The sequence below is a fragment of the Burkholderia sp. MBR-1 genome (assembly GCF_013822785.1).
In the GTDB taxonomy this organism is placed as follows: Bacteria; Pseudomonadota; Gammaproteobacteria; order Burkholderiales; family Burkholderiaceae; genus Burkholderia; species Burkholderia vietnamiensis.
This window is the reverse complement of the sequence record NZ_CP053610.1, coordinates 1,694,595-1,718,609: the sequence shown is the minus strand read 5'-3', so window position 1 is coordinate 1,718,609 and position 24,015 is coordinate 1,694,595. Positions and strand designations below refer to the sequence as shown.

Sequence of the window (24,015 nt, the reverse complement as noted above, 5' to 3'; positions counted from 1 at the left end):
GTATCGTGCGCGCCTTCGCAGGCGGCGCGATCGGCAGTGCGTCGTCAGCAGACATCGTATCTGTTGAGATACAATGAGCGCACCATTCCCGAACGAACACGGAGCACACCCATGCAACTGACTGGAGAGATGCTGATCGGCGCCGACGCGGTGGCCGGCTCGGCCGGTACCTTGTACGCATTCGATCCGACCAAGGGCGCGCAGATCGACACGCCGGCGTTCGGCGTCGCGTCGCCGGCCGACGTCGACCGCGCGTGCGAGCTGGCGCGCGACGCGTTCGATGCGTACCGCACCCAGCCGCTCGCCGTGCGTGCGGCGTTTCTGGAAGCGATCGCCGACGAAATCGTCGCGCTCGGCGACGCGCTGATCGAACGCGCGCACGCCGAAACGGGGCTGCCCGTGGCCCGCTTGCAAGGCGAGCGCGGCCGCACCGTCGGCCAGCTGCGGCTGTTCGCGCGCGTGGTGCGCGACGGGCGCTTCCTCGCCGCGTCGATCGACCCGGCGCAGCCGGCGCGCACGCCGCTGCCGCGCTCCGATCTGCGGCTGCAGAAGGTCGCGCTCGGGCCCGTGGCCGTGTTCGGCGCGAGCAACTTCCCGCTCGCGTTCTCGGTGGCCGGCGGCGATACGGCGTCCGCGCTCGCGGCCGGCTGTCCGGTGATCGTCAAGGCGCACGAGGCGCATCTCGGCACGTCCGAGCTGGTCGGTCGCGCGATCCGCGCGGCGGCCGCCAAATGCGGGATGCCGGCCGGCGTGTTCTCGCTGCTGGTCGGCCCCGGCCGCGTGATCGGCGCGCAGCTCGTCAGCCATCCGGCGATCCAGGCAGTCGGTTTCACCGGATCGCGGCAGGGCGGGATGGCGCTCGTGCATCTCGCGAACGCACGCGCACAGCCGATCCCCGTCTACGCCGAAATGAGCAGCATCAATCCGGTCGTGCTGTTCCCGGCCGCGCTGGCTGCGCGCGGCGATGCGATCGCGGCCGGCTTCGTCGACTCGCTGACGCTCGGCGTCGGCCAGTTCTGCACGAACCCCGGCCTCGTGCTCGCGATCGACGGTCCCGATCTCGACCGCTTCGAAACCGTCGCCGCGCAGGCGCTCGCGAAGAAGCCGGCCGGCGTGATGCTGACGCGCGGCATCGCCGACGCGTATCGCAACGGCCGCGGCAAGCTGGCCGAACTGGCCGGCGTGCGCGAGCTGGGCGCCGGCGAAGCGCCGCAGACCGAATGCCAGGCGGGCGGCGCACTGTACGAAGTCGCCGCGCAAGCGTTCCTCGCCGAGGAGGCGTTCAGCCACGAGGTGTTCGGGCCGGCGTCGCTGGTCGTGCGTTGCCGCGATCTCGACGAAGTCGCGCGCGTGCTCGAGGCGCTCGAGGGGCAGTTGACGGCCACGCTGCAGATCGACGCCGACGACAAGCTGCTCGCGCGCCGCCTGCTGCCGGTTCTCGAACGCAAGGCCGGGCGCCTGCTGGTCAACGGCTATCCGACCGGCGTCGAAGTGTGCGACGCGATGGTGCACGGCGGCCCGTTCCCGGCGACGTCGAATCCTGCCGTCACGTCGGTCGGCGCGACCGCGATCGAGCGGTTCCTGCGGCCCGTGTGCTACCAGGACTTCCCGGACGATCTGCTGCCCGAAGGGTTGCAGGAAAGCAATCCGCTCGCGATTCCGCGTCTGCGGGACGGCAAGGCGGAGTGACGCGGCCGCGGCCCCGCGCGGATGCGCGGGCCGCCATGCCGGAACGGAAAAGCGGACGCGGCCGGCTGGCCGCGTCCGCTTTTTGTTGGTCGTCGCCGGGGCGGTTTCAAACCAGTGATGGAATGGGCGCGCCGGGTGCCGCAGCAGCGGCGCATGCGGACGGAATCTGCGCATCGGCAGCGCTGCCGCCGGCCCATCGCACGCTGCGCCGCTCCAAACGACAGCGGCCGGCAAGCGCCGGCCGCAAAACAGTCGAGCAACTTCACGACGGCGGCCGGCACGACGCCGGCCGCCCGCCGCGCTTACTGCGGGCCCATCTTCTTGATCAACACGTCGAGCTCGGCCATTTCGTCGTCGGTGAGATCGATCAGCGGTGCGCGCACCGGGCCGGCGTCGTGGCCGACCAGCTTCGCACCTGCCTTCACGATGCTCACCGCGTAGCCCGCGCGGCGGTTGCGGATCTTCAGGTAGGGCAGGAAGAACTCGTCGATCAGGCGGCCGACCGTCGCGTGGTCGTCCTTCGCGATCGCTTCGTAGAACGCCATCGCCGTCTTCGGGATGAAGTTGAACACGGCCGACGAGTACACCGGCACGCCGAGCGCCTTGTACGCGGCTGCGTACACTTCCGCCGTCGGCAGGCCGCCGAGGTACGCGAAGCGGTCGCCGAGACGGCGGCGGATCGTGACCATGCTCTCGATTTCGCCGACGCCGTCCTTGAAGCCGATCAGGTTCGGGCAGCGGTCGGCCAGGCGCTCGAGCATGTCCGCATTGAGCTTCGAATTCGCGCGGTTGTACACCACGACGCCGATCTTCAGCGCGCGGCACACCTGCTCGACGTGCTCGGCGATGCCTTCCTGGCTCGCTTCGGTCAGGTAGTGCGGCATCAGCAGCACGCCGCTCGCGCCGAGGCGCTCGGCTTCCTGCGCATATTCGATCGCGACGCGCGTCGCGCCGCCGGCGCCGGCCAGGATCGGCACCTTGCCCTTGCAGGTTTCGGTCGCGACGCGAATCACGTCCGAATACTCGCGCTGCGTGAGCGAGAAGAATTCACCGGTGCCGCCCGCGGCGAACAGCGCGGTCGCGCCATACGGCGCGAGCCACTCCAGACGCTCGGCATAGGTGGACGGCCGGAAGTTGCGTTGTTCGTCGAAGTCCGTCAGCGGAAACGACAGCAGGCCGTGGGAGATGATCTGTTTGAGTTCTTGCGGTGAAGTCATGGTTGGGTCGTCCGTCTAGCGCGAGTGCTGGGTTCGTCGGGCACGCCATCCGAGCCGTAGTGGCGATGTCGTTGTATGTCATCGTACAACGCACGAATGCACTGCGCAAGCGGTTTGCTGATCTGTCAACGCTAGGGTCTATCCGGATAAGGGTTTACGCAACATCCCGGCGGATCGATGAATGTCGTATGATGACTAACGATTAAATTGGTGGCTTCCCAGGAATTCCGATGACTGCTTCCCCTCTCTACATTCGCGTGCATCCGGACGACAACGTCGCGATCGTGGTCAACGATGGCGGCCTGCCCGAGGGCGCGACGTTCGCCGACGGGCTGACGTTGCGCGAACGCGTACCGCAAGGGCACAAGGTCGCGCTGACCGATCTCGCGGCCGGCGCGCCGGTGGTCCGCTACAACGTCGTGATCGGCTATGCGCTGACCGACTTGCCGCGCGGCAGCTGGGTGAACGAGCGCACGATGCGCATGCCCGAGCCGCCGGGGCTCGACGACCTGCCGCTCGCCACGCGCGCCGCGCCGCCGCTCGCGCCGCTCGACGGCTATACGTTCGAGGGCTTTCGCAATGCCGACGGCTCGGTCGGCACGCGCAATATCCTGGCGATCACGACGACCGTGCAGTGCGTGTCGGGCGTCGTCGAGCATGCGGTGAAGCGGATCAAGGCCGAACTGCTGCCGCGCTACCCGCACGTCGACGACGTGGTCGGGCTCGAGCACACGTACGGCTGCGGCGTCGCGATCGACGCGCCCGACGCGGACATCCCGATCCGCACGCTGCGCAACATCAGCCTGAACCCGAACTTCGGCGGCGAAGTGATGACCGTGAGCCTCGGCTGCGAGAAGCTCCAGCCCGAGCGTCTGCTGCCGCCGGGCGCGATCCCCGTCACGGCCGACGGCGCGGCCGGCAACGGCGGCGTCGTGTGTCTGCAGGACGCCGGGCACGTCGGCTTCGAGTCGATGATCGACTCGATCATGACGATGGCCGAAGCGCACCTCGAACGGCTGAACCGCCGCCGCCGCGAAACCTGCCCGGCGTCGGATCTCGTCGTCGGCGTGCAATGCGGCGGCAGCGACGCGTTCTCCGGCCTGACGGCGAATCCGGCGGTCGGCTTCGCGGCCGACCTGCTGGTGCGCGCGGGCGCGACGATCATGTTCTCGGAAGTCACCGAAGTGCGCGACGGCGTCGCGCAGCTGACGTCGCGCGCGGCCAACCAAGAGGTGGCGCGCGAGATCATCCGCGAGATGGACTGGTACGACCGTTACCTGGAGCGCGGCCGCGTCGACCGCAGCGCGAACACGACGCCCGGCAACAAGAAGGGCGGCCTGTCGAACATCGTCGAGAAGGCGATGGGCTCGATCGTGAAGTCCGGCAGCGCGCCGATCGCCGGCGTCGTGCGGCCGGGCGAGCGGGCGCGGCAGAAGGGGCTGCTGTACGCGGCGACGCCCGCGAGCGACTTCATCTGCGGCACGCTGCAGCTCGCGGCCGGGATGAACCTGCATGTGTTCACGACCGGGCGCGGCACGCCGTACGGGCTTGCGCAGGTGCCGGTGATCAAGGTCGCGACGCGCAGCGATCTCGCGCGCCGCTGGCACGACCTGATGGATCTCGACGCCGGCCAGATCGCGACCGGTGCGGCGTCGATCGAGGACGTCGGCTGGGAGCTGTTCCGGCTGATGCTCGACGTCGCGAGCGGCAAGCGTCGCACGTGGGCCGAGCAGTGGAAGCTCGCGAACGCGCTGACGCTGTTCAATCCGGCGCCGGTGACCTGACGCGCGCGCGGTGGCTTGCTGCGGCCGAAGCGGGCGCCTTCGCGCGCCCGTCGTCACGTCGTCACCGCGCCGCCGCGCGGCCGCGTGACATGCATGACGCGTCGCCCGCGGCGCACGGGATCGGGTAACGTTATGCGGTTCGTTCCTGATCCCGGAGACTTGCTCACATGTTGAAGAATCTCGATCCGCTGCTGCACGCCGACATCCTGCACGCGCTGCGCGCGATGGGCCACGGAGACGAAGTGGCGATCTGCGACGCGAATTTCCCGGCCGAGTCCGTCGCCGAACACACGGTGGTCGGCCGCGCGCTGCGCATCGACGGCGCCGACTCGGCGCGCGTCGCGCGCGCGGTGCTGTCGGTGCTGCCGCTCGACACGTTCGTCGACACGCCGGCATGGCGGATGGAAGTAGTCGGCGATCCGGCCGCGGTGCCGCCCGTGCAACGCGAGGTGCAGGCCGAGATCGATCGCGCGGAAGCGCGCGCCGTGCCGCTCACGGGCCTCGATCGCTTCGCGTTCTACGAGCGCGCGCAGCGCGCGTACGCGGTGATCGTCACCGGCGAGCTGCGCGGCTACGGCTGCTTCATCTTCAAGAAAGGCGTGCTGCTGAGCGACGCCGGCTAGCGACGTGCCCGCCTCGACGGTAAGGGCTGCAGTGTAAAGATTTGCTACAACCTTTTTCTTGGACACGGCCACAAGACCCTCTATGCTGGCCCATTTGCCGCCGGCCCCGCTCGGCCGCGCGGTTCGAACCGCACGGGTGCGCCCGTGCGGACGGCCGAACTGCATACGAGGAGAGAGGCATGACGCGTTCCGTCGATTCCGGCGTCATTTTTTTCGCACGCCTGGCGCTGGCGGCGTTGTTTCTGTGGGGCGGCGTGATGAAGCTGCTCGGCTACGGCGAATTCATCGGCTATCTGCACGCGCTCAACGTGCCGTATACGCAGGTGACGGGCCCGCTGATCGTCGCGATCGAGGCGCTCGGCGGCCTGCTGCTGATCGTCGGCTACAAGGTGAAGCCGCTCGCGTTGCTGATGGCGTGCTACACGATCGCGACCGCGATGGTCGGGCACAATTTCTGGGACGCGACCAACGCCACGCTCCAGCACGACATGGTGATCCACTTCTGGAAGAACGTCGCGATCGCCGGCGGCTTTCTGCTGTTGTTCGTGACGGGCGCGGGCGGCGCGAGCATCGACGCGCTGCGCCGGCCGAGTTCGTCGTACGGCGCGCTGCGCTGAGCGGAACTGAGCAGAACTGATCCAGCCGACGTGCGCGGCACGCGCTGACAACGCAAAAGGGCCGAATCCCGCAGGTCGCGGGATTCGGCCCTTCGTTCATCTGCTAGGCGCGCAGGCGGCGCTCAGCGAGCGTCCGTCAGCTCCTTCGCATCCTTCGAGAACTGCACGGCAATCGCGCCGAGCACGCAGATCGCCGCGACGTAGGCGACCGGCGCGAGCGGGTTCGACTTCATCATCAACGAGACGATCACCGGCGTGAGGCCGCCGAAGATCGCATACGCGACGTTGTACGAGAACGAGATGCCCGAGAAGCGCACGACCGCGGGAAAGCTGCGCACCATCACGAACGGCACCGCGCCGATCGTGCCGACCGTGAAGCCGGCGATCCCGTAGTACAGCGGCAGCGTCGACGCGTCGGCGGCGACCTGCGCGAACAGCAGGTAGTAGCACGCGGCGAGCACGAGGCCGCCGAGGCCGAGCACGCGCTTCGCGCCGATCCAGCCCGCGAGCGAGCCGGCGGTGATGCAGCCGGCCGTCAGGCACAGCGTCGCGATGCTGTTCGCGAACAGCGTGGTCGCGGGCGCCAGATGGAACTGCTTCTGCAGCAGCGCGGGCGTCATCAGGATCACGACGACGATCGCCGCCGACAGCATCCAGGTGAGCAGCATCGACACGATCACCGCGCGGCCGTGGTCGCGCAGCACGGCTTTCAGCGGAATCTCGGCCGCGAGCGCCTTCTTCGCCTTCATCTCCGCGAACACCGGCGTTTCGTGCAGCCAGCGGCGCAGGTATACGGAGAACAGGCCGAACACGCCGCCGAGCAGGAACGGAATGCGCCACGCGAACGCGGTCACTTCGGCGCCCGAGTAGCGGCTGTTGATGGCCGCCGCGACCAGCGAGCCGAGCAGAATGCCGGCGGTGAGGCCCGCGGTCAGCGTGCCGCACGCATAGCCGATGTGGCGCGACGGCACGTGCTCGGACACGAACACCCAGGCGCCGGGCACTTCGCCGCCGACCGCCGCGCCTTGCAGCACGCGGAACAGCAGCAGCAACACCGGCGCGAGGATGCCGATCGTGTCGTAGGTCGGCAGCAGCCCCATCAGCAGCGTCGGCACCGACATCATCAGCACGCTCAGCGTGAACATCCGCTTGCGGCCGAACAGGTCGCCGAAGTGCGCCATGATCACGCCGCCGAGCGGTCGCGCGAGATAGCCGGCCGCGAAGATGCCGAAGGTCTGCAGCTGGCGCAGCCAGTCGGGAATGTCGTGCGGGAAGAACAGCTGTCCGATCGCGGGCGCGAAGAACACGAAGATGATGAAGTCGTAGAACTCGAGCGCACCGCCGAGTGCGGCGAGGCCGAGGGTCTTGTAGTCGCTGCGCGTGAGCGCGCGTTCGGCGGCGCGAGGCACGCCGCTCAATTCAGATGCTTGCATGGTCAGGGCGATCGGTTTTCGAATGTTGTTGTCGATGCTGCGTCTCCAGGGCCCGCTATCGGCATGGACTGGCATGGACTGGCTTGGCGCGGCATGCGTCGTCGAACGCGTGCGAAGCCGGGTAGGGCACGGAGCACGCGCCGCCGCACCGGGATGGGGTGCGGCGGAGACGAAGCGTCAAAAGCGGGTGGGGGGATTCTACAGGAGCGCGAAATGCGTGCGCGGAGCGCGTGTCGACGAATGCTTCGGACGCCGTGACGCCGCAAGGCACGCGGCGCGGCACACGGGGGAGCGTGCCGCGCCGCGCGGGACAGGGGCGGGGATGTCGTCGAATCAGTTGCCGGCGATCGTGTCGACCGGCTTGAAGGCGCCATGCTCGACCTTGTAGATCGTCACCGGCGCGTCCTTCAGGTCGCCCTTCGCGTCGTACGCGATGCTCGGCGCCGACACGCCCTTGATCGACACCTTGCCGAGATACGGCGTATAGACCTTCGGATCGGTCGAGTTCGCGTCCTTCATCGCGGTGAGCAGCGCGATCGTGCCGTCGTACGAGTAAGGCGAATAGGTGATCACGTCCTCGTTGAAGCGCGCCTTGTAGCGCGACGCATAGCTGGCGAAGCCGGGCATCTTCTCCTTCGGCAGCCCGCCCATGTAGACGATCGCGCCTTCGGCCGCTTCGCCGCCGACCTTCAGGAACGTCGGCGAACGCGACATCTCGCCGGTCACGAACGCCGCCTTGATGCCGAGCTGGCGCATCTTGCGGATCATCGGCGACGATTGCGCGTCGCCGCCGCCGTAGAAGATCGCATCCGGATTGACGCCCTTCAGGTTGGTCAGGATCGCGGAGAAATCGAGCGCCTTGTCGTTCGTGAAGTCGCGCTTGATGATCGTGCCGCCCGCGGCCTGCACGGCCTTCGCGAACTCGTCGGCGATGCCCTGGCCGTATGCGGTGCGGTCGTCGATGATCGCGATGCGCTTGAAGCGCAGCGTCTTCACCGCATAGGTGCCGACGATGCGGCCCGCCTGCGCGTCGCTCGTCAGCAGCCGGTAGGTCGTCTTGTAGCCGCGTGCGGTGTACTGCGGCGACGTCGCCATCGAGATCTGCGGCAGGCCCGCGCGATCGTACAGATCGGACGCCGGAATGCTGGTGCCCGAGTTGAAATGGCCGATGATCCCGCGGACGTTGTCGTCGATCAGCCGCTGCGCGACCGTCGTGCCGGTGCGTGGGTCGGCCTGGTCGTCCTGCGAGTCGAGCTGGAACGTCACCGGCTTGCCGCCGATCGTCGGATGCGTCGCGTTGAAATCGGCGATCGCGAGCTGCACGCCTTTCTGCATGTCGGTGCCGTAGTTCGATTGCGGCCCGGTCAGCGGCGCGGCGAAACCGATCTTGACGACGTCGGCGGCGAGGGCGTGGGCGCCCGACAGTGCGCAGGCGGCAGCCAGCGCGACGTGCGATACCTTCAGCTTCACTTTCACTTCCCCTTGATGGCGTGGTTGGGCCGCGACCGACCCTGCGACCGGTGCGGTAAGCCGGGCGAGACGTGTCGACCCTGCGTGGTGCCGAACGCGCCGCCACGGCGATGCGAATGCGCGGCACGCAGCGCATGCTGTGCCGGAATCGGCGTAGGCTGCGGTGGAGGATGGACGTCTCGTAACCGTTCATTAAAGTCTAGATAGTGAAAATTACCGCGTCTTGCGCGTTAGATGCGTGAGGAGCGACGATTTCGGCATATCGTAGATAACCCTGATATATGCTGAAATCGTCATGGGTGATGCGCAGACGGGCCAAGACGCGGGACGTCGTCGTTCCTAGGATGGCGGGTTTGGGTTGCAGGCGGCGGTGGGCGTGGCGATGGGGCGGCGTCGGGGGATGTGTGATGCCGATGAGGGCCTTGCGAGTCTTGCAGCGGTTGCGCGTACAACCTCCTGCTGCGCGGCGCGTTGTGAGCTCCCTGCAACCGGCGATTTGCGAATTGCGACGGGCGACGGGCGACGGGCGGACAGGCGACAGTCCGCCCCACGCCCTCCACCCGCCAATCCCGTAGCGATAACGTTCCGCGACGCGAAGCGTGGCGCCCCGGCCCTCGCCATCACCTCCACCGCGAGAACCACCGCACCGCGAACCTTGCGCCGCGCCGGACCGCCCGCTTCTATAATCGACGCCATCAGCCACCCCCTTTGCCGACGCCGGGATGACGACCTTGCTTGCCGCACCGCCCATGAGCCTGTCCGATACGTTGCGCTACCAGCCCGACAACGCCGATCTCGGCGCGATGCTCGCGCATTTCCGGCTGCTCGAGCCGGTGTTCGACGCGCTGCCCGACGTCGCGTTCTTCGTGAAGGATGCGAGCGGCCGCTATGCGCTCGTCAACCGGACGCTGGCGCTGCGCTGCGGCTACAAGGACAAGCGCGACCTGCTCGGCAAGACGACCGACGAGGTGTTTCCGCGCCGCTTCGGCCGCACCTATTTCGAGCAGGACATGGCGACGATCAATGCCGGCCTGCAGTTGATGGATCAGCTCGAGCTGCATCTGTATCCGGGCCGGCTGCCGGGCTGGTGCCTGACCTGCAAGGAGCCGCTGCGCGACGCGTCCGGCAAGGTGGTCGGCCTCGCGGGCATCTCGCGCGACCTGAAGGCGCACGAAGGTTCGCATCCGGCCTACAGCCGGCTCGCCGACGTGGTGCAGCACATCCAGGACCATTACGTGCAGCCGCTGAACCTGAAGCAGCTCGCGCAGATGGCCGGGATGTCGGTCGCGCAGCTCGAGCGTTACTTCCACAAGGTGTTTCACCTGACGCCGCGCCAGGTGCTGCTGAAGACGCGGCTCGAAGCCGCCACCGCGTTGCTGGTCACGCACGACAGGGTGACCGACGTGGCGGCGCTATGCGGTTATACGGATCACAGCGCGTTCACGCGCCAGTTCAAGGCGACCGTCGGCGTGACGCCGAGCGAATATCGGCTGATGCTGCAGGAACGCGCCGGTTGAAACGACGCGCGCGCCGGGGCGGCGGCGCGCAATGACGGGCGTGGGGCGGGTGGGGGAAGGGGAAGCTGACGGCTCAGCGGTAGCCAAGCCCTTTCAGGACGGCCGTGCCGTCCTCGGTCAACCGGAAGCTCGGCGCGGTATCGGGATCGAGCTTGACCATCTCGACGAGGCCAGCCTCCTGCAGCGCCGGCAATTCGGGTTTCGCGTTCGCGCCGATCGGCGCATGCAGCAGCACGAGCAGCGTCGCGATTTCGTGATGGCTGAGCAAGCGGCGCAGCATCGTCTTTTTCGCAGGTGGGGCGGCCGGGCGGCCGGCGGGTGCATCTACGGCGCTCATCGCTGTCCTCCTATTCGAGATGACCATCGGGTAACTGGTTGCGGATGGTGCCGTCGAAGACTTAAGCGATTATTAAAACTGCCGCCTTGCCGCACATGCTGCGATGCCGCATCCGTTACTGGACGTAACGGCGGCCATGCGCGTGCCGCCGGGCGCGTGCCTTCGCGCCTTGCCGGACGGCCTTCCTCGGCCGTATTCCTCGCATCAATGAGTCCGCGCCGCCGAGCGGTGGCGTGCCGTGCGATTCGGCAGCGGCACGCGGACGGTCATGGGATCCGGCGCCGAACCGGAATCTCGCCGCGTCGCTATTTCCGGCGCTGGGCCTGCGCGGCCAGCCGCACGGCCGCATTGGCCGCGCCGTAGCCGTCGTAGCCGCCGCGCCGCTCGACGATCTCGAACGAGAAGCGGTTGTCGACCAGCTCGGTATACGCATGCAGGAATTCGCCGCCGTGCTCGTCGCGGTCGTACAGCAGATGGTGAGCGCTCAGCGTGTCGATCAGCGCGTCGGGCAGCGCGTAGCGCGCGGCGAGATCGTCGTAATAGTTGGGCGGAATCCGCAGGAACGGCACGCCGTCGGCCGCGAACGCGGCGATCGTCTTGACGATGTCGTCGGTCCGGAACGCGACGTGGTTCAGCCCCGTGCCGTGATAGCGGTCGAGCGATTCGGCCACGGCCGTATGACGGTCGAGCGACGCATTCAGCGCGATTCGCACCGAGCCGTCGGCGCTGCGCACCGCGCGGCTGCGCATCAGCCCGTACGGATCGGGCACCAGCCAGCTGCGCTCCGCTTCGAAGCCGAACGCGGTCTTGAAGAACAGGATCCACGTATCGAGCGCGTCGGCCGGCAGCGCGAGGCACACGTGGTCGATGCCCGTCAGCGGGCCGACCTCGGTCGGGCCGTCGATGTCGGTCAGCAGGAAGTCCGACTCGTAGAGCGTCGGCGCGTTCGGCGCCTCGTCGACGAAATACTCGAGGCTGCCGTCCGGCGCCTGCACGCTGGGCAGCACGCGCTCGTTCGGGCCGACGCGCCCGGAGAACGGCGCATAGCCGAATCCGGCCGCGCGTTCGAACGCCACTTTCGCATCGTCGACGCGAAACGCCGATGCGCACAGCGACAACCCGTGCTGCTGAAAGAATGCATCCGCGAACGAGTCGTGCTCGGCGTTCAGCACGATCGACGCCGCGCCGTGCTGGAACAGCGTGACGTCCTTCGAGCGGTGGCGGCCCGCGAGGCGGAACCGCATCCGGCCGAGCCAGTCGCCGACGGTCGCGGCCGCCTGCGCGTCGACCGCGAATTCGATGAACTGGAAGCCGACGTGCGCGGGCGGCGCCGGCGGCGCGAACAGCGGCTGGCCGGCGGCCGGCGCGTGCCCTTCCTGCGCGAGCCGCGTGCGCGTCAGGTCTTCCAGATAGAGCAGCGAACGGTGGCCGTCGGCGGCCGTGATCGCGGTCGGCGCGGCGCGAAAGCCGTCGTTGAAGATTTCGAGCGACAGCGGGCCCGTATAGCCGGACTCGATCACGCGCGCGGTGAAGCGGGCGAGGTCGAAGTCGCCCTGGCCGGGGAACGACCGGTAGTGGCGGCTCCATTCGAGCACGTCCATCGCGAGCTTCGGCGCATCGGCGATCTGCACGAAGGCGATCCGCTCGCCGGGGATGGCGGCGATCGCGTCCGGACAATCGTCGAGCGACAGCGTGTGGAAGCTGTCGAGCGCGAGGCCGAGGTGCGGGCTGTTCACCGCGTTCACGAGCTGCCACGCGTGGCCGTAGCGTTTCACGACACGGCCCCACGCGAGCGCCTCGTACGCGGCGACCACGCCGGCCGCGCGCGCGGCCTCGGCGAGCGCGCCGAGCTGGTCGATCAGCAGCGCGTCGTCCGCGATCGTGTCGGGCGACACGTTGCTGCATACCAGGATGCGGTCCGTGCCGAGCGCGTGCATCACGTCGAACTTGCGGCGGATGCGGTCGAGGTTGCGCGCGAGCTGCGCCGGGCTCACGCCCTCGAAGTCGCGAAAGGGCTGGAACAGCACGATGTCGAGCCCGAGATCGGCGGCCATGCGCCGCACGTCGGCGGGCGATCCATCGAAGTAGACGAGGTCGTTCTCGAAGATCTCGACACCGTCGAAGCCTGCGGCCTGGATGGCGGTGAGCTTCTCGGCAAGCGTGCCGGACAGTGACACGGTGGCGATCGAGCGCTGCATGGGCGAGTCCTGCGGAAGGGCGGGCATGGCGCCCGTCGCATCGAGCCGGATGAACCAGTCGTGGAATTTGCGACGAACACCATTTCCCGAATTTACTATGGGAGTTTCGGAAATTATACAAACTAACTAGTTGGTACAAATTAGCGAAAACCCGCAAAGACTTTGCGCTTGCGCAAGCGCACACTAGCGCCGAATCTTGACGTCAGAGGCGGGACCCGATCAGCGGCCCGCCCGTTCCTGGAGCAAAACCGACATGAGCAAGCACAAGGTGCTGGTGCTGAACGGCCCGAACCTGAATCTGCTGGGCACCCGCGAGCCCCATATCTATGGCGCGGAAACCCTGGCCGACGTCGAGCAGCGGTGCCGCACCGCGGCCGACCGGCTCGGGCTGGAACTCGAGTTCCGTCAGTCCAACGCCGAACATCAGCTGATCGACTGGCTGCACGCCGCGCGTCACGACACGCACGGCATCGTCATCAACCCGGCGGGTTACACGCACACGTCGGTCGCGCTGGCCGATGCGCTGTCGGCGATCGCGAAGCCGGTGATCGAGGTACATATTTCCAACGTGCATCGCCGCGAGGCGTTCCGTCACCATTCGTACGTGTCGGCCGTCGCCGAAGCGGTGATCTGCGGCTGCGGCACCGAAGGCTACCTGTTCGCGCTGCAACGCCTGGCGACCCTTTTTGCGCAGGGAGCCGCCCGATGAGCCGCCCGTCGTTTCTGATCGGTCTGATCGGCCAGGGCATCGGCGGTTCGCTGTCGCCCGCGATGCACGAGGAAGAAGGCTTCCGCCAGGGATACGGCTATGTATACAGGCGCATCGATCTCGACGCGCTCGGCGTGAATGCCGACGCGCTGCCGCAACTGCTCGATGCCGCGCAGCAGATGGGCTACAACGGGCTGAACATCACCCACCCGTGCAAGCAGCGCGTGATCGAGCATCTGGATGCGTTGTCGGACGACGCGCGCGCCCTCGGCGCGGTGAACACCGTGCTGTTCAAGGACGGCAAGCGGATCGGCCACAACACCGACTGGTCGGGCTTTGCGCGATCGTTCCGGCGCGGGCTGCCGGACGCGTCGCTCGCACGCGTCGTGCAGCTGGGCGCGGGCGGTGCGGGTGCGGCCGTCGCGCATGCGGCGCTGCAGATGGGCGCCGCCGAACTGACGATCTTCGACGTCGACGGCGCGCGTGCCATCGCGCTCGCGGGCGAGCTGCAGCAGCGCTTCCCGGCCGCGCGGGTCGCGGCCGGCGACGATCTCGCGGCCGCGATGCGCGCCGCGACGGGCCTGATCCACGCGACGCCCACCGGGATGGCCAAGCATCCGGGCCTGCCGCTGCCGGCCGAACTGCTCCACGCGGGCATGTGGGTGGCAGACATCGTCTATTTCCCGCTCGAAACCGAGCTGATCCGCGCGGCGCGGGCGGCCGGCTGCGCGACGCTGCCGGGCGGCGGGATGGCCGTGTACCAGGCCGTCGACGCGTTCGAGCTGTTCACCGGCCGCACGCCCGACGACGAGCGGATGTTCGAGCACTTTCAGTCGCTCGTCGCGCGCTGACCCTTCGACTTAGCAGCACGAAAAAAGAAACCAGGAGACAACCATGCAGCACAGCACCCACACGAGCGCGTCGTCCGCGCAGGCGGCCGGTACGGTCCGGCGGACGTCGGCGCGCTACAAGATCCTCGCGCTGCTCGCGATCGGCACGATGATCAACTATCTCGACCGCACCGTGCTCGGGGTCGCCGCGCCGCAGTTGACGAAGGAGCTCGGCATCAACGCGGCCGTCATGGGCATCATGTTCTCCGCGTTCTCGTGGACCTACGTCGCGATGCAGGTGCCGGGCGGTCTGTTTCTCGACCGCTTCGGCAGCAAGATCACCTATTACTGGTCGATGACGCTGTGGTCGTTCTGCACGCTGCTGCAGGGCTTCGTGCCGGGCGTCGCGACGCTGCTCGCGTGCCGGCTCGGCCTCGGCGTGACCGAAGCGCCGTGTTTTCCGACCAATAGTCGCGTCGTCGCGACCTGGTTCCCGCAGAGCGAGCGCGCAATGGCGACCGGCACCTATACGGTCGGCGAATACATCGGCCTCGCGTTCTTCAGCCCGGTGCTGTTCGCGCTGATGGGCGCGTTCGGCTGGCGCTCGCTGTTCTGGGTGGTCGGCGCGGTCGGGATCGTGTTCGGGCTGGTCTGGTGGAAGCTCTATCACGAGCCGCGCAACCATCCGGGCGCGAATTCCGAGGAACTCTCGTACATCGAGGCGGGCGGCGGCCTCGTGCACGGCGTCCGCAAGGACGGCGGCAAGCCGGCGCAGACGCGGTTCAGCTGGGCGATGGCCGGCCGGCTGCTGAAGAAGCGCCAGCTCGCGGGCATCTGCCTCGGCCAGTTCGCCGGCAACTCGACGCTCGTGTTCTTCCTCACCTGGTTCCCGACCTATCTGGCGACCGAACGCCACATGGGCTGGCTGAAGATCGGCTTCTTCGCGGTGATGCCGTTCATCGCGGCGTCGGTCGGCGTGATGTTCGGCGGCATCTTCTCCGACTGGCTGCTGCGCCGCGGCAAGTCGGCGAACCTCGCGCGCAAGCTGCCGATCATCGCCGGCCTGCTGCTCGCCTCGACGATCATTCTCGCGAACTACGTGAAGAGCAACGAAGCGGTGATCGCGATCATGTCGGTGGCGTTCTTCGCGCAGGGCATGGCGGCGCTCGGCTGGACGCTCGTGTCCGACATCGCGCCGGACGGCCTGCTCGGCGTGACGGGCGGCATCTTCAACTTCGCGGCGAATCTGGCCGGGATCGTCACGCCGTTGGTGGTCGGCTTCATCGTCGCATCGACCGGTTCGTTCGTCGGCGCGCTGGTGTTCATCGGCGTGATCGCGCTGATCGGCGCGCTGTCGTACATCTTCGTCGTCGGCGACATCAAGCGGATCGAACTGTAAGCATCGGCTCCACGCACCCACGGTGCATTCGCCCGGCGGTCCCTTCGGCCGCCGGGTTTTTTATTTGGCGCGCCATCGGTGCGCCCGCGCTACGCGCGCTGCATCGCGATGCCGAGCGACTCGACGGCGCGCGCGATCGCCGCGACCGCCCGGCGCATGTCGCCGGCGTCGATCGCGCCGATGCAGCCGACGCGAAACGTGTCCACCTGCGTCAGCTTGCCCGGATACAACACGAAGCCCGTATCGCGCACCGCGTCGTAGAAGCGGCCGAAATCGTAGGCGGGATGGTCGGGCGCATGAAACGTGACGATCACGGGTGCCTGCACGCTCGGATCGAGAAACGGCCGGAAGCCGAGCGCGCGCATCGCCTCGACCAGCGTGCGGCAGTTGTCCGCATAGCGCGCGCCGCGGGCCGGCTGGCCGCCTTCGGCCAGATACTGATCGAGCGCGGCGCGCAGCGCGGCGACGACGTGGGTCGGCGGCGTGAAGCGCCACTGGCCCGTCTGGTGCAGGTAGCGGTACTGGTCGTGCAGATCGAGCGCGAGCGACCGCGCATTGCCCGCGCATGCGTCGAGCGCGTCGCGCCGCACGATCGCGAAGCCCATCCCCGGCACGCCTTCCAGGCATTTGCCGCTCGCCGAGATCAACGCGTCGATCCCGCTGTCGGCCAGCGCGATCGGCAGCGCGCCGAACGAACTCATCGCATCGACGATCAGCCGCTTGCCGTGCCGCCGGCACAGATGCGCGATCGCGTCGAGCGGATTCAGGATGCCGGCGCTCGTTTCCAGATGCACCTGCGCGACATGCGTGATGCGCGGCTCGCGCGCGAACGCCGCTTCGACCGCCGCCGCGTCGACGGTCGCATCCTCGCCGAACGGCAGCGCGATCGCGTCGATGCCGAGCCGGCCGAGGATCGTCAGGATGCGCGCGCAATACGCGCCGTTGTGCGGCACCAGCACGACGCCGTCGCGCGGCACCAGCGTGCCGAGCGCGGCTTCGACCGCGAACGTGCCGCTGCCTTGCAGCGGCACGCACGCGTACGCGTCACCGCCGCCCGCGATCGCCACCAAGTCTGCGCAGACGCTGGCCGTCAGCCGGTTGAAGGCGGCGTCCCACGAGCCCCAGTCGTGTTGCATCGCGTGGCGTGTCGTGGCGGACGTGGTGAGCGGGCCGGGCGTGAGCAGGATCGGATCGGACATGGTGGGTTCTCGGCAAGGATCGGACGAAATGCCTGGATGGCAGGTCCGGGCGAATTGCAAGATATTGGCAAAATATGTCATTTTGTGGAATTCAGGGCGGTCGTCACGGGGTTGTCATCGAACGCTGTGATGCTTCGCTTGCCGCGCCATCCCACGCAGCGCGGCAGCGACGCAGGCCGGCTGTCGGGCGGCGTCGACTAAAAGGAGCCGGATCTTCCCCCGGCCGTTTGGTGTTCCGCCTACGGAGAAGTGAGATGACACTGCAGAATTCCTCGCGCGCCGCTGCCGGCGCGTTCCGCAAGCTCGCACTGGCCGCGTGCGCGGCCGGGCTGCTGCAAGGCGCGGCGCTGCCCGCGCATGCGGCGAACGCGGTCGTGCTGTATACGGCGGACGGTCTCGAGAACCTCTATCGCGACGTACTGCCGGCGTTCGAGAAGAAGGAAGGCGTGCGGGTCAACATCGTGACGGCGGGCAGCGGCGAGGTCGTCAACCGCGCGAACATCGAGAAGAACTCGCCGAAGGCGGACGTGATCGTCACGTTGCCGCCGTTCATCCAGCAGGCCGGCCAGATGGGCCTGCTGCAGCCGTACCAGAGCGTCAACTACAAGAACGTGCCGGCGATCGCGAAGGCGGAGGACGGCACGTGGGCGACGTTCGTGAACAACTACTTCTCGTTCGCGATCAACCCCGACGTCGTGAAGAATCAGCCGAAGACGTTCGCCGATCTGCTGTCGCCGAGCTATGCCGGCAAGGTCGCATACTCGAACCCGGCGACCGCCGGCGACGGGATGGCCGTGCTGATCCTGACGACGTCGCTGATGGGCGAGGACAAGGCGTTCGACTATCTCGCGAAGCTGTCGCAGAGCGTGAAGTTCCACACCAAGGGCACGGGCTATCTGAACGTGCTGCTGTCGCGCAACGAGATCAGCGTCGCGAACGGCGACCTGCAGATGGACCTCGACGATGCCGAGCACGGCGCGCTGTCGGTCAAGCCGATCTTCCTGGCCGCCAAGGAAGGCGACCAGCCGACCACGTTCCAGCTGCCGTACGGCATCGGCCTGATCAAGAGCGGCCCGAACCAGGACGCGGGCAAGAAGCTGATCGATTACCTGATGTCGACCGACGTGCAAGCGAAGGTGCCGGACATGTACGGCATCCCCGGCCGTACCGACGTGCCGCTGGCCGGCAAGAACGGCGACGCGGTCAGGAAGGCGATCGCGGGCGTCAAGCTGATCCCGGTCGACTGGAACCAGGTGATGGCGAAGAAGCCGGTGTGGATCGAGCGCTGGAAGAAGGACGTGATCGGCAGCTCCGGCAAGCCGGTCGACGTCGTCAAGCCGAAGTGATGCACGCACGCCGCCCGTATTCGTGACCGAGAGGATGAACCCGGTGGACACCACCCTGACCCATCCCGGCGCGTTCGGCGCCGCCGAGCCGCGTGCGACGCTGCGCGCCGGCGCGCCGGGCGGCGTGCTGATCGAGCATCTGAGCGTGCGCTACGGCGCGCGCACGGTGCTGGAAGATCTGTCGCTGTCGATCGGCGCCGGAGAATTCCTGACCGTGCTGGGCAAGAGCGGCTGCGGCAAGACCACGCTGCTGCGCTTCATCGCCGGGTTCGTGAAGGCCGACGGGCTGACCGGCACGCTGAGCGTCGCCGGGCGCGACCTGACCCATGCGCCGCCGCACAAGCGCAATCTCGGTCTGTTGTTCCAGAATTACGCGCTGTTCCCGCACCTGTCGGTGTTCGAGAACGTCGCATTCGGGCTGCGCGCGCGCCGCATGGCGTCGTCGGAGGTGACCCGCCGCGTCGCCGACGCGCTCAAGCTCGTGCAGCTCGGCGACGCCGGGCATCACCTGCCCGCGCAGCTGTCGGGCGGGATGCAGCAGCGCGTCGCGCTCGCCCGCGCGCTCGTGATCGAGCCCGACGTGCTGCTGCTCGACGAGCCGCTGTCGGCGCTCGACGCGAACCTGCGGGCCTCGGTGCGCAGCGAGCTCAAGGCGCTGCACGAGCGCTTGCCGAACCTGACGGTCGTCTGCGTGACGCACGACCGCGACGACGCGCTCGTGCTGTCCGACCGTGCGCTGCTGCTGCGCGACGGCCGGATCGCGCAGCTCGGCACGCCGCAGCAGTTGTACGACGCGCCGCGCGACGGCTATGTCGCGCGCTATCTCGGGCCGGCCAACCTGTTGCCGCCGCACGTGATCTTCCCGCTCGGCGACCCGCGCCACGACGTGCGCGACAAGGTCGCATGCGTGCGCCCCGAGCGGCTGACCGTGATGCCGCTCGCGGCGGGCGGGTTGCACGGCACGGTGTCGTCGGTCGAATGGCAGGGCGCGGACCTGTCGATCGCGGTCGTGCTCGACGCGGCGCCCGACGAACCCGTGCGCGTGACGATGCAGCGCGGCCGCGGCGCGGCCCCGGCGCGTGGCGCGCGCGTGTCCCTGCATTGCGAGGCAGACGATGTCGTCCTTATCGAGCCCTGAAGCCGCGCTGCCGCCGCAGGTGCGCGCGTCGGCCGCCGCGCATGCGGCCGTTGCGCGGCGCCGCAAGCGCCTGGGCGACCTGCATCTCGTCGCGCTCGCGACCGTCGTGCTCGGCCCGCTCGTCGTCTATCCGCTGGCGCGCCTCGTGCTGCTGAGCGTCTCCGGCGATCACGGCCCGAGCCTTGCCGCGTATCGCGCCTTCTTCGGCAATCCCGAGATGCGCAACGTGCTGCTGACGACCGTCGGCGTGCTGTTCGCGAGCGCCGGCACCGCGTCGGTGCTCGGCGTGCTGCTGGCTGCGCTGTTGTTTTTCAGGCCGTTCCCGGGCGCGTCGCTCGTCACGCGCTTCCTCGAACTGTACGTCGCGTTCCCGTCGTTCCTCGTCGCGTTCACGCTGATCTTCCTGTACGGCTCGCAAGGCTCGATCGGCGTCGCGTTGCAGCAGCTGTTCCATCTCGAGCAACCGCCGCTCGATTTTCTGTTCGGCATCGGCGGCGTGATCCTTGCGCAGACCGTGTTCTACACGCCGTTCGTCGTGCGGCCGACGCTCGCGTCGTTTGCGACGCTCGACCTGCGGCTCGTCGAAGCCGCGCGCAGCCTCGGCGCGTCCGGCGCGATGCTCGCGCGCCGCGTCGTGCTGCCGATCGCATGGCCGGGCATCGCGGCCGGCACCGTGCTGTGCTTCCTGCTCACGCTGAACGAGTTCGGGATTCTGCTCGTGCTCGGCAGCGCGCGCCTGGTGACGCTGCCGGTCGCCATCTACAGCAGCGCGACCGTCGATCTCGATTTGCCGACCGCGTCGGCCGGCGCGGTCGTGATGCTCGCGCTGTCGCTCGCGCTCTATGCGGTTTATCGCCGGGTGAACCGGCGTGCGACGGGAGGAAACGATGTCCGCTGAATTCCGTATCGGGCAAGCGGTGCCGCGCCGTCGGGCCGACTGGAGCGACACGCTGCTCAAGCATGCATCGCGCGCGGCGCTCGCGCTGGCCGCGTTCGCGTGCTTCTGGCTGTTCGTGCTGCCGGTCGTCGTCGTCGCGCTGTCGAGCGTGGCGACGCGGTGGTCGGGCACGATCCTGCCGGCCGGCTACAGCCTGCGCTGGTTCGAACGGCTCGGCGCGCCGGAATACGACGCGTTGCTGACGAGCCTCGAAATCGGCTTCGGCGTGGCCGCACTCGGCACGATCGTCGGGCTATGGCTCGCGCTCGCGCTCGAAGGGCGCGACCGACGCGGCGTCGGCGCCATCGTCGATGCGCTCGTGATGGTGCCGAACGGCGTGCCGAGCGTCGTGCTCGGGCTCGCGGTGCTGATCGCGTATCACCAGAAGCCGCTCGACCTGTCGAGCTCCGCCGCGATCGTCGTGCTGGTGCAGCTCGCGCTGATTCTGCCGTTCTGCTATCGCTGCGCGGCCGCTGCGCTGCGCCCCGAGTTGACCGTGCTGCGCGAAGCCGCGGCGAGCCTCGGCGCGCCGCCCGCGATGGTGCTGCGCCGCGTGCTGCTGCCGCAGCTCGTGCCGGCGCTGCGCGCGAGTCTCGCGCTCGGCTTCGCGCTGTCGCTCGGCGAGCTCGGCGCGACGCTGACCGTCTATCCGCCCGGTTTCGCGACCGTGCCGATCGTCGTGATCGGCCAGGTCGAGCGCGGTTATTACCTTCCCGCATCGGCGCTGTCGCTGCTGATGCTCGGCGCGTCGCTCGCGGCGCTGCTGCTGATCGCCGCGCGCGTGCCGCGCGGCACGAGGGCTGCATCATGAACGCCGCATTCTCCTTGCGACTGCCCGGTGAGCACGTGCGTGCCGGCAACCTGTCGGCCGATCTCGCGACGCGCTGCGTCGACGTGAACGGCCGGCGCTATCGGCTGCCGGTCGAGCCGACGGTCGTCGTCTGCGTCGACGGCTGCGAGTACGACTATCTCGAGCGCGCGGTGGCGGCCGGCGTCGCGCCGTTCCTCGGCCGCATGATCGCGGAGGGCACCGCGTGGCGCGCCGACAGCGTCGTGCCGACCTTCACGAACCCGAACAACCTGTCGATCGTTTGCGGCGTGCCGCCGTCGGTGCACGGCATCTGCGGCAACTACTTCTGGGACGCGACCGCCGACGGCGGCCGCGGCGCCGAAGTGATGATGAACGATCCGTCCTACCTGCGCGCCGGCACGCTGCTCGCGGCGGCGTCCGACGCCGGCGCGCGCGTGGCCGTGGTCACCGCGAAGGACAAGCTGCGCCGGCTGCTCGGCTGGCGGATGAACGGCATCTGCTTTTCCGCCGAGAAGGCCGCCCAGGCCAATCTCGCGGAAAACGGGATCGTCGACGTGCTCGACTGGGTCGGCCTGCCGTCACCCGATGTATACAGCGCGGCGCTGTCCGAATTCGTGTTCGCGGCCGGCGTGCGGCTGGCGCAGACGCGGCAGGTCGATCTGATGTACCTGTCGACCACCGACTACGTGCAGCACAAGTGCGAGCCCGGCAGCGCGGGCGCGAACGCGTTCTACGCGATGATGGACCGCTATCTCGCGCAACTCGACGCGCTCGGCTGGGCGATCGGGCTCACGGCCGACCACGGGATGAACGCGAAGCACGATCCGGCCACCGGCCGTCCGAACGTGGTCTATCTGCAGGACGCGTTCGACCGCTGGTTCGGCGCGCAGTCCGCGCGCGTGATCCTGCCGATCACCGACCCGTACGTCGTGCATCACGGCGCGCTCGGCTCGTTCGCGACGGTCTACCTCGCGCCGGGTGTCGACCGGACCGACGCGATGTGGCGCATCGGCGACCTCGACGGCATCGAGCTCGTGCTCGACAACGCGGAAGCCGCCGCGCGCTTCGAGCTGCCGGCCGACCGGATCGGCGATCTCGTGGTGGTCGCGCGCCGCGACACGGCCGTCGGCACGCGCGAGCGCGAGCACGACCTGTCCGGCCTGACCGTGCCGCTGCGCTCGCATGGCGGCGTGTCCGAGCAGGAAGTGCCGCTGATCTTCAACCGCCGGATCGAGCCGCGCGACCCGGCGCGCCGTCCGCGCAACTTCGACGTTTTCGATTTCGTGCTGAACCGGATCGCGTCATGATCGTTCATCCGCGCCAGGATCATCCGGCGTTCCGCGCCGAGGCGCTGCGCTGGTGCGGCACGCGCGCCTCGCGCGCCCGCGTGTTCGACATCGACGATCCGTACACCGGCACGCGCGTCGGGACCGCGCCGCTGGCGAGCGTCGACGACGTGCGCGCCGCGTTCGACTACGCGATCGCGTATCGGCCCGCGCTCACGCGCTACGAGCGCTCGCAGATCCTCGAACGTGCGGCGGCGCTGCTGCGCGCGCGCTGCGAGGAGGCGTCCGACCTCATCACGCTCGAGTCCGGGTTGTCGAAGCAGGACTCCCGCTACGAGATCGGCCGCGTCGCCGACGTGCTGAAGTTCGCGTCCGTCGAGGCGCTGCGCGACGACGCGCAGAGCTTCTCGTGCGATCTGACGCCGCACGGCAAGGCGCGTCGCGTGTTCTCGCAGCGGCAGCCGCTCGACGGCGTGATCGTCGCGATCACGCCGTTCAATCACCCGATGAACCAGGTCGCGCACAAGATCGCGCCGGCGATCGCCACCAACAACCGCGTGATCGTGAAGCCGTCGGAGAAGGTGCCGCTGTCGGCGTTCTATCTGGCCGATCTGCTTTACGAAGCCGGCTTGCCGGAGCCGATGCTGCAGGTGCTGACCGGCGACCCGCGCGAAATCGCCGATGAGCTCGTCACGCATCCGCACGCAGCGCTGATCACGTTCACGGGCGGCGTGTCGATTGGCAAGGCGATCGCGGCCCGGGCCGGCTACCGGCGCATCGTGCTGGAGCTGGGCGGCAACGATCCGCTGATCGTGCTCGACGATGCGGATCTCGAGCGCGCCGCATCGCTGGCCGTGGTGGGTTCGTACCGTAACTCCGGGCAGCGCTGCACGGCGGTCAAGCGGATCCTGGTGCAGCGCTCGATCGCGCCGGCGTTCACCGAGCTGCTCGTCGAAAAGACGCGCGCGTGGAAGTACGGCGATCCATTCGACGTCGCGAACGAGATGGGAACGGTGATCGACGCCGCGGCGGCGCGGCTGTTCGAGGCGCGTGTCGGCGAAGCCATCGCGCGCGGCGCGCGGCTGTTGACGGGCAACGTGCGGCGCGGTGCGCTGTATGCGCCGACCGTGCTCGACAACGTCGATCCGTCGATGACGATCGTGCGTGAGGAGACGTTCGGTCCCGTGTCGCCGGTGATCGCGTTCGACACGATCGACGACGCGATCCGCATCAGCAACGGCACGGCGTTCGGGTTGTCGTCGGGCGTGTGTACGGACAGCACGGCGGCGGTCGTGCGGTTCGTGAACGAACTGAAGGTGGGCACGGTGAACGTGTGGGAGGTGCCCGGCTACCGGATCGAGCTGTCGCCGTTCGGCGGCATCAAGGATTCGGGGCTCGGCTACAAGGAAGGCGTTCAGGAGGCGATGAAGAGCTTCACGAACCTGAAGACGTTCTCGCTGCCGTGGGAGTAGGCG

At 68.4% G+C, this 24,015-nt stretch carries 20 protein-coding genes; 14 read left to right on the top strand and 6 right to left on the bottom strand.

Annotation, left to right across the window (positions count from 1 at the left end):
- Positions 1–111 precede the first annotated feature (111 nt).
- Positions 112–1,689, top strand: coding sequence for an aldehyde dehydrogenase (NADP(+)) (locus MBR110_RS22285; protein WP_059734712.1), 1,578 nt, complete (start codon positions 112–114; stop codon positions 1,687–1,689).
- A 302-nt stretch (positions 1,690–1,991) separates the two neighbouring features.
- On the opposite strand, the gene kdgD is transcribed toward MBR110_RS22285, so the two are convergent.
- Entirely contained in the window at positions 1,992–2,906 is a 915-nt protein-coding gene (kdgD, locus tag MBR110_RS22280) for a 5-dehydro-4-deoxyglucarate dehydratase (protein WP_011880909.1), read from the bottom strand.
- 230 nt (positions 2,907–3,136) lie between these two features.
- Between kdgD and garD the strand changes: the two genes are divergently transcribed.
- The 3 genes from garD to MBR110_RS22265 all read left to right on the top strand — a co-directional run bounded on the left by garD (position 3,137) and on the right by MBR110_RS22265 (position 5,930).
- Positions 3,137–4,690 carry a galactarate dehydratase gene (gene garD, locus MBR110_RS22275; protein ID WP_034193347.1) on the top strand — a complete coding sequence of 518 codons (1,554 nt, stop codon included), beginning with the start codon at positions 3,137–3,139 and terminating at the stop codon, positions 4,688–4,690.
- A 167-nt stretch (positions 4,691–4,857) separates the two neighbouring features.
- Entirely contained in the window at positions 4,858–5,313 is a 456-nt protein-coding gene (locus MBR110_RS22270) for an RbsD/FucU family protein (RefSeq protein ID WP_011880907.1), read from the top strand.
- 179 nt (positions 5,314–5,492) lie between these two features.
- Entirely contained in the window at positions 5,493–5,930 is a 438-nt protein-coding gene (locus MBR110_RS22265; RefSeq protein WP_011880906.1) for a DoxX family protein, read from the top strand.
- 122 nt (positions 5,931–6,052) lie between these two features.
- Here the strand turns inward: MBR110_RS22265 and MBR110_RS22260 are convergent, their stop codons facing one another.
- The gene (locus MBR110_RS22260; protein ID WP_059558592.1) at positions 6,053–7,363 is read right to left on the bottom strand and encodes an MFS transporter; all 1,311 of its coding nucleotides are present in this window, start codon (positions 7,361–7,363) and stop codon (positions 6,053–6,055) included.
- Between the two features lie 333 nt (positions 7,364–7,696).
- On the bottom strand, positions 7,697–8,833 hold the full coding sequence (locus tag MBR110_RS22255) for a branched-chain amino acid ABC transporter substrate-binding protein (protein ID WP_011880904.1): 1,137 nt from the start codon (positions 8,831–8,833) through the stop codon (positions 7,697–7,699).
- Positions 8,834–9,555: 722 nt separating this feature from the next.
- Here MBR110_RS22255 and MBR110_RS22250 point away from each other — a divergent pair.
- Entirely contained in the window at positions 9,556–10,350 is a 795-nt protein-coding gene (locus tag MBR110_RS22250) for an AraC family transcriptional regulator (protein WP_045577671.1), read from the top strand.
- 73 nt (positions 10,351–10,423) lie between these two features.
- On the opposite strand, the gene MBR110_RS22245 is transcribed toward MBR110_RS22250, so the two are convergent.
- Together MBR110_RS22245 and MBR110_RS22240 are read right to left on the bottom strand one after the other, a co-directional pair.
- Positions 10,424–10,687, bottom strand: coding sequence for a hypothetical protein (locus MBR110_RS22245; RefSeq protein WP_011880902.1), 264 nt, complete (start codon positions 10,685–10,687; stop codon positions 10,424–10,426).
- Between the two features lie 305 nt (positions 10,688–10,992).
- A complete protein-coding gene (locus MBR110_RS22240; RefSeq protein ID WP_046426016.1) occupies positions 10,993–12,885 on the bottom strand; it encodes a bifunctional sugar phosphate isomerase/epimerase/4-hydroxyphenylpyruvate dioxygenase family protein in 1,893 nt (630 codons plus the stop codon).
- 253 nt (positions 12,886–13,138) lie between these two features.
- On the opposite strand from MBR110_RS22240, the gene aroQ reads away from it, so the two are divergent.
- The 3 genes from aroQ to MBR110_RS22225 are packed head-to-tail and all read left to right on the top strand — an operon-like array spanning position 13,139 to position 15,823.
- Positions 13,139–13,594, top strand: coding sequence for a type II 3-dehydroquinate dehydratase (gene aroQ, locus MBR110_RS22235; protein ID WP_011880900.1), 456 nt, complete (start codon positions 13,139–13,141; stop codon positions 13,592–13,594).
- On the top strand, positions 13,591–14,445 hold the full coding sequence (locus MBR110_RS22230; RefSeq protein WP_014724070.1) for a shikimate dehydrogenase: 855 nt from the start codon (positions 13,591–13,593) through the stop codon (positions 14,443–14,445). The genes aroQ and MBR110_RS22230 overlap by 4 nt, the downstream gene beginning before the upstream one ends.
- Positions 14,446–14,488: 43 nt before the next feature.
- Complete coding sequence (locus MBR110_RS22225; RefSeq protein ID WP_011880898.1) at positions 14,489–15,823, top strand: MFS transporter; 1,335 nt, start codon at positions 14,489–14,491, stop codon at positions 15,821–15,823.
- Positions 15,824–15,912: 89 nt separating this feature from the next.
- Here MBR110_RS22225 and MBR110_RS22220 read toward each other — a convergent pair whose 3' ends face one another.
- Entirely contained in the window at positions 15,913–17,022 is a 1,110-nt protein-coding gene (locus MBR110_RS22220) for a 2-aminoethylphosphonate--pyruvate transaminase (protein ID WP_181709343.1), read from the bottom strand.
- Between the two features lie 254 nt (positions 17,023–17,276).
- Between MBR110_RS22220 and phnS the strand changes: the two genes are divergently transcribed.
- The 6 genes from phnS to phnY are packed head-to-tail and all read left to right on the top strand — an operon-like array spanning position 17,277 to position 24,012.
- Positions 17,277–18,368, top strand: a complete 1,092-nt coding sequence (phnS, locus tag MBR110_RS22215; RefSeq protein WP_011880896.1) for a 2-aminoethylphosphonate ABC transporter substrate-binding protein — start codon at positions 17,277–17,279, stop codon at positions 18,366–18,368.
- Positions 18,369–18,402: 34 nt separating this feature from the next.
- Positions 18,403–19,506, top strand: a complete 1,104-nt coding sequence (gene phnT, locus MBR110_RS22210; protein ID WP_059475493.1) for a 2-aminoethylphosphonate ABC transport system ATP-binding subunit PhnT — start codon at positions 18,403–18,405, stop codon at positions 19,504–19,506.
- A complete protein-coding gene (gene phnU / locus MBR110_RS22205; protein WP_046426008.1) occupies positions 19,484–20,404 on the top strand; it encodes a 2-aminoethylphosphonate ABC transporter permease subunit in 921 nt (306 codons plus the stop codon). Before phnT ends, phnU begins: the two co-directional genes overlap by 23 nt.
- Complete coding sequence (gene phnV / locus MBR110_RS22200) at positions 20,394–21,254, top strand: 2-aminoethylphosphonate ABC transport system, membrane component PhnV (protein WP_014724067.1); 861 nt, start codon at positions 20,394–20,396, stop codon at positions 21,252–21,254. The genes phnU and phnV overlap by 11 nt, the downstream gene beginning before the upstream one ends.
- Positions 21,251–22,561, top strand: coding sequence for a phosphonoacetate hydrolase (gene phnA / locus MBR110_RS22195; protein WP_046426010.1), 1,311 nt, complete (start codon positions 21,251–21,253; stop codon positions 22,559–22,561). Before phnV ends, phnA begins: the two co-directional genes overlap by 4 nt.
- Positions 22,558–24,012, top strand: coding sequence for a phosphonoacetaldehyde dehydrogenase (gene phnY, locus MBR110_RS22190; protein WP_059621747.1), 1,455 nt, complete (start codon positions 22,558–22,560; stop codon positions 24,010–24,012). Before phnA ends, phnY begins: the two co-directional genes overlap by 4 nt.
- Positions 24,013–24,015: the final 3 nt, after the last annotated feature.

What these genes read in the sequence shown, in the direction of transcription:
- aroQ (WP_011880900.1), top strand. Translation starts at nt 13,139, where the DNA reads ATGAGCAAGCACAAGGTGCTGGTGCTGAACGGCCCGAACCTGAATCTG.
- MBR110_RS22225 (WP_011880898.1), top strand. Translation starts at nt 14,489, where the DNA reads ATGCAGCACAGCACCCACACGAGCGCGTCGTCCGCGCAGGCGGCCGGT.
- phnS (WP_011880896.1), top strand. Translation starts at nt 17,277, where the DNA reads ATGACACTGCAGAATTCCTCGCGCGCCGCTGCCGGCGCGTTCCGCAAG.
- MBR110_RS22285 (WP_059734712.1), top strand. Translation starts at nt 112, where the DNA reads ATGCAACTGACTGGAGAGATGCTGATCGGCGCCGACGCGGTGGCCGGC.
- phnA (WP_046426010.1), top strand. Translation starts at nt 21,251, where the DNA reads ATGAACGCCGCATTCTCCTTGCGACTGCCCGGTGAGCACGTGCGTGCC.
- kdgD (WP_011880909.1), bottom strand. Translation starts at nt 2,906, where the DNA reads ATGACTTCACCGCAAGAACTCAAACAGATCATCTCCCACGGCCTGCTG.
- phnU (WP_046426008.1), top strand. Translation starts at nt 19,484, where the DNA reads ATGTCGTCCTTATCGAGCCCTGAAGCCGCGCTGCCGCCGCAGGTGCGC.
- phnY (WP_059621747.1), top strand. Translation starts at nt 22,558, where the DNA reads ATGATCGTTCATCCGCGCCAGGATCATCCGGCGTTCCGCGCCGAGGCG.
- MBR110_RS22250 (WP_045577671.1), top strand. Translation starts at nt 9,556, where the DNA reads ATGACGACCTTGCTTGCCGCACCGCCCATGAGCCTGTCCGATACGTTG.
- MBR110_RS22230 (WP_014724070.1), top strand. Translation starts at nt 13,591, where the DNA reads ATGAGCCGCCCGTCGTTTCTGATCGGTCTGATCGGCCAGGGCATCGGC.
- MBR110_RS22245 (WP_011880902.1), bottom strand. Translation starts at nt 10,687, where the DNA reads ATGAGCGCCGTAGATGCACCCGCCGGCCGCCCGGCCGCCCCACCTGCG.
- phnT (WP_059475493.1), top strand. Translation starts at nt 18,403, where the DNA reads ATGAACCCGGTGGACACCACCCTGACCCATCCCGGCGCGTTCGGCGCC.
- MBR110_RS22265 (WP_011880906.1), top strand. Translation starts at nt 5,493, where the DNA reads ATGACGCGTTCCGTCGATTCCGGCGTCATTTTTTTCGCACGCCTGGCG.
- garD (WP_034193347.1), top strand. Translation starts at nt 3,137, where the DNA reads ATGACTGCTTCCCCTCTCTACATTCGCGTGCATCCGGACGACAACGTC.
- MBR110_RS22220 (WP_181709343.1), bottom strand. Translation starts at nt 17,022, where the DNA reads ATGTCCGATCCGATCCTGCTCACGCCCGGCCCGCTCACCACGTCCGCC.
- MBR110_RS22240 (WP_046426016.1), bottom strand. Translation starts at nt 12,885, where the DNA reads ATGCAGCGCTCGATCGCCACCGTGTCACTGTCCGGCACGCTTGCCGAG.
- phnV (WP_014724067.1), top strand. Translation starts at nt 20,394, where the DNA reads ATGTCCGCTGAATTCCGTATCGGGCAAGCGGTGCCGCGCCGTCGGGCC.
- MBR110_RS22270 (WP_011880907.1), top strand. Translation starts at nt 4,858, where the DNA reads ATGTTGAAGAATCTCGATCCGCTGCTGCACGCCGACATCCTGCACGCG.
- MBR110_RS22260 (WP_059558592.1), bottom strand. Translation starts at nt 7,363, where the DNA reads ATGCAAGCATCTGAATTGAGCGGCGTGCCTCGCGCCGCCGAACGCGCG.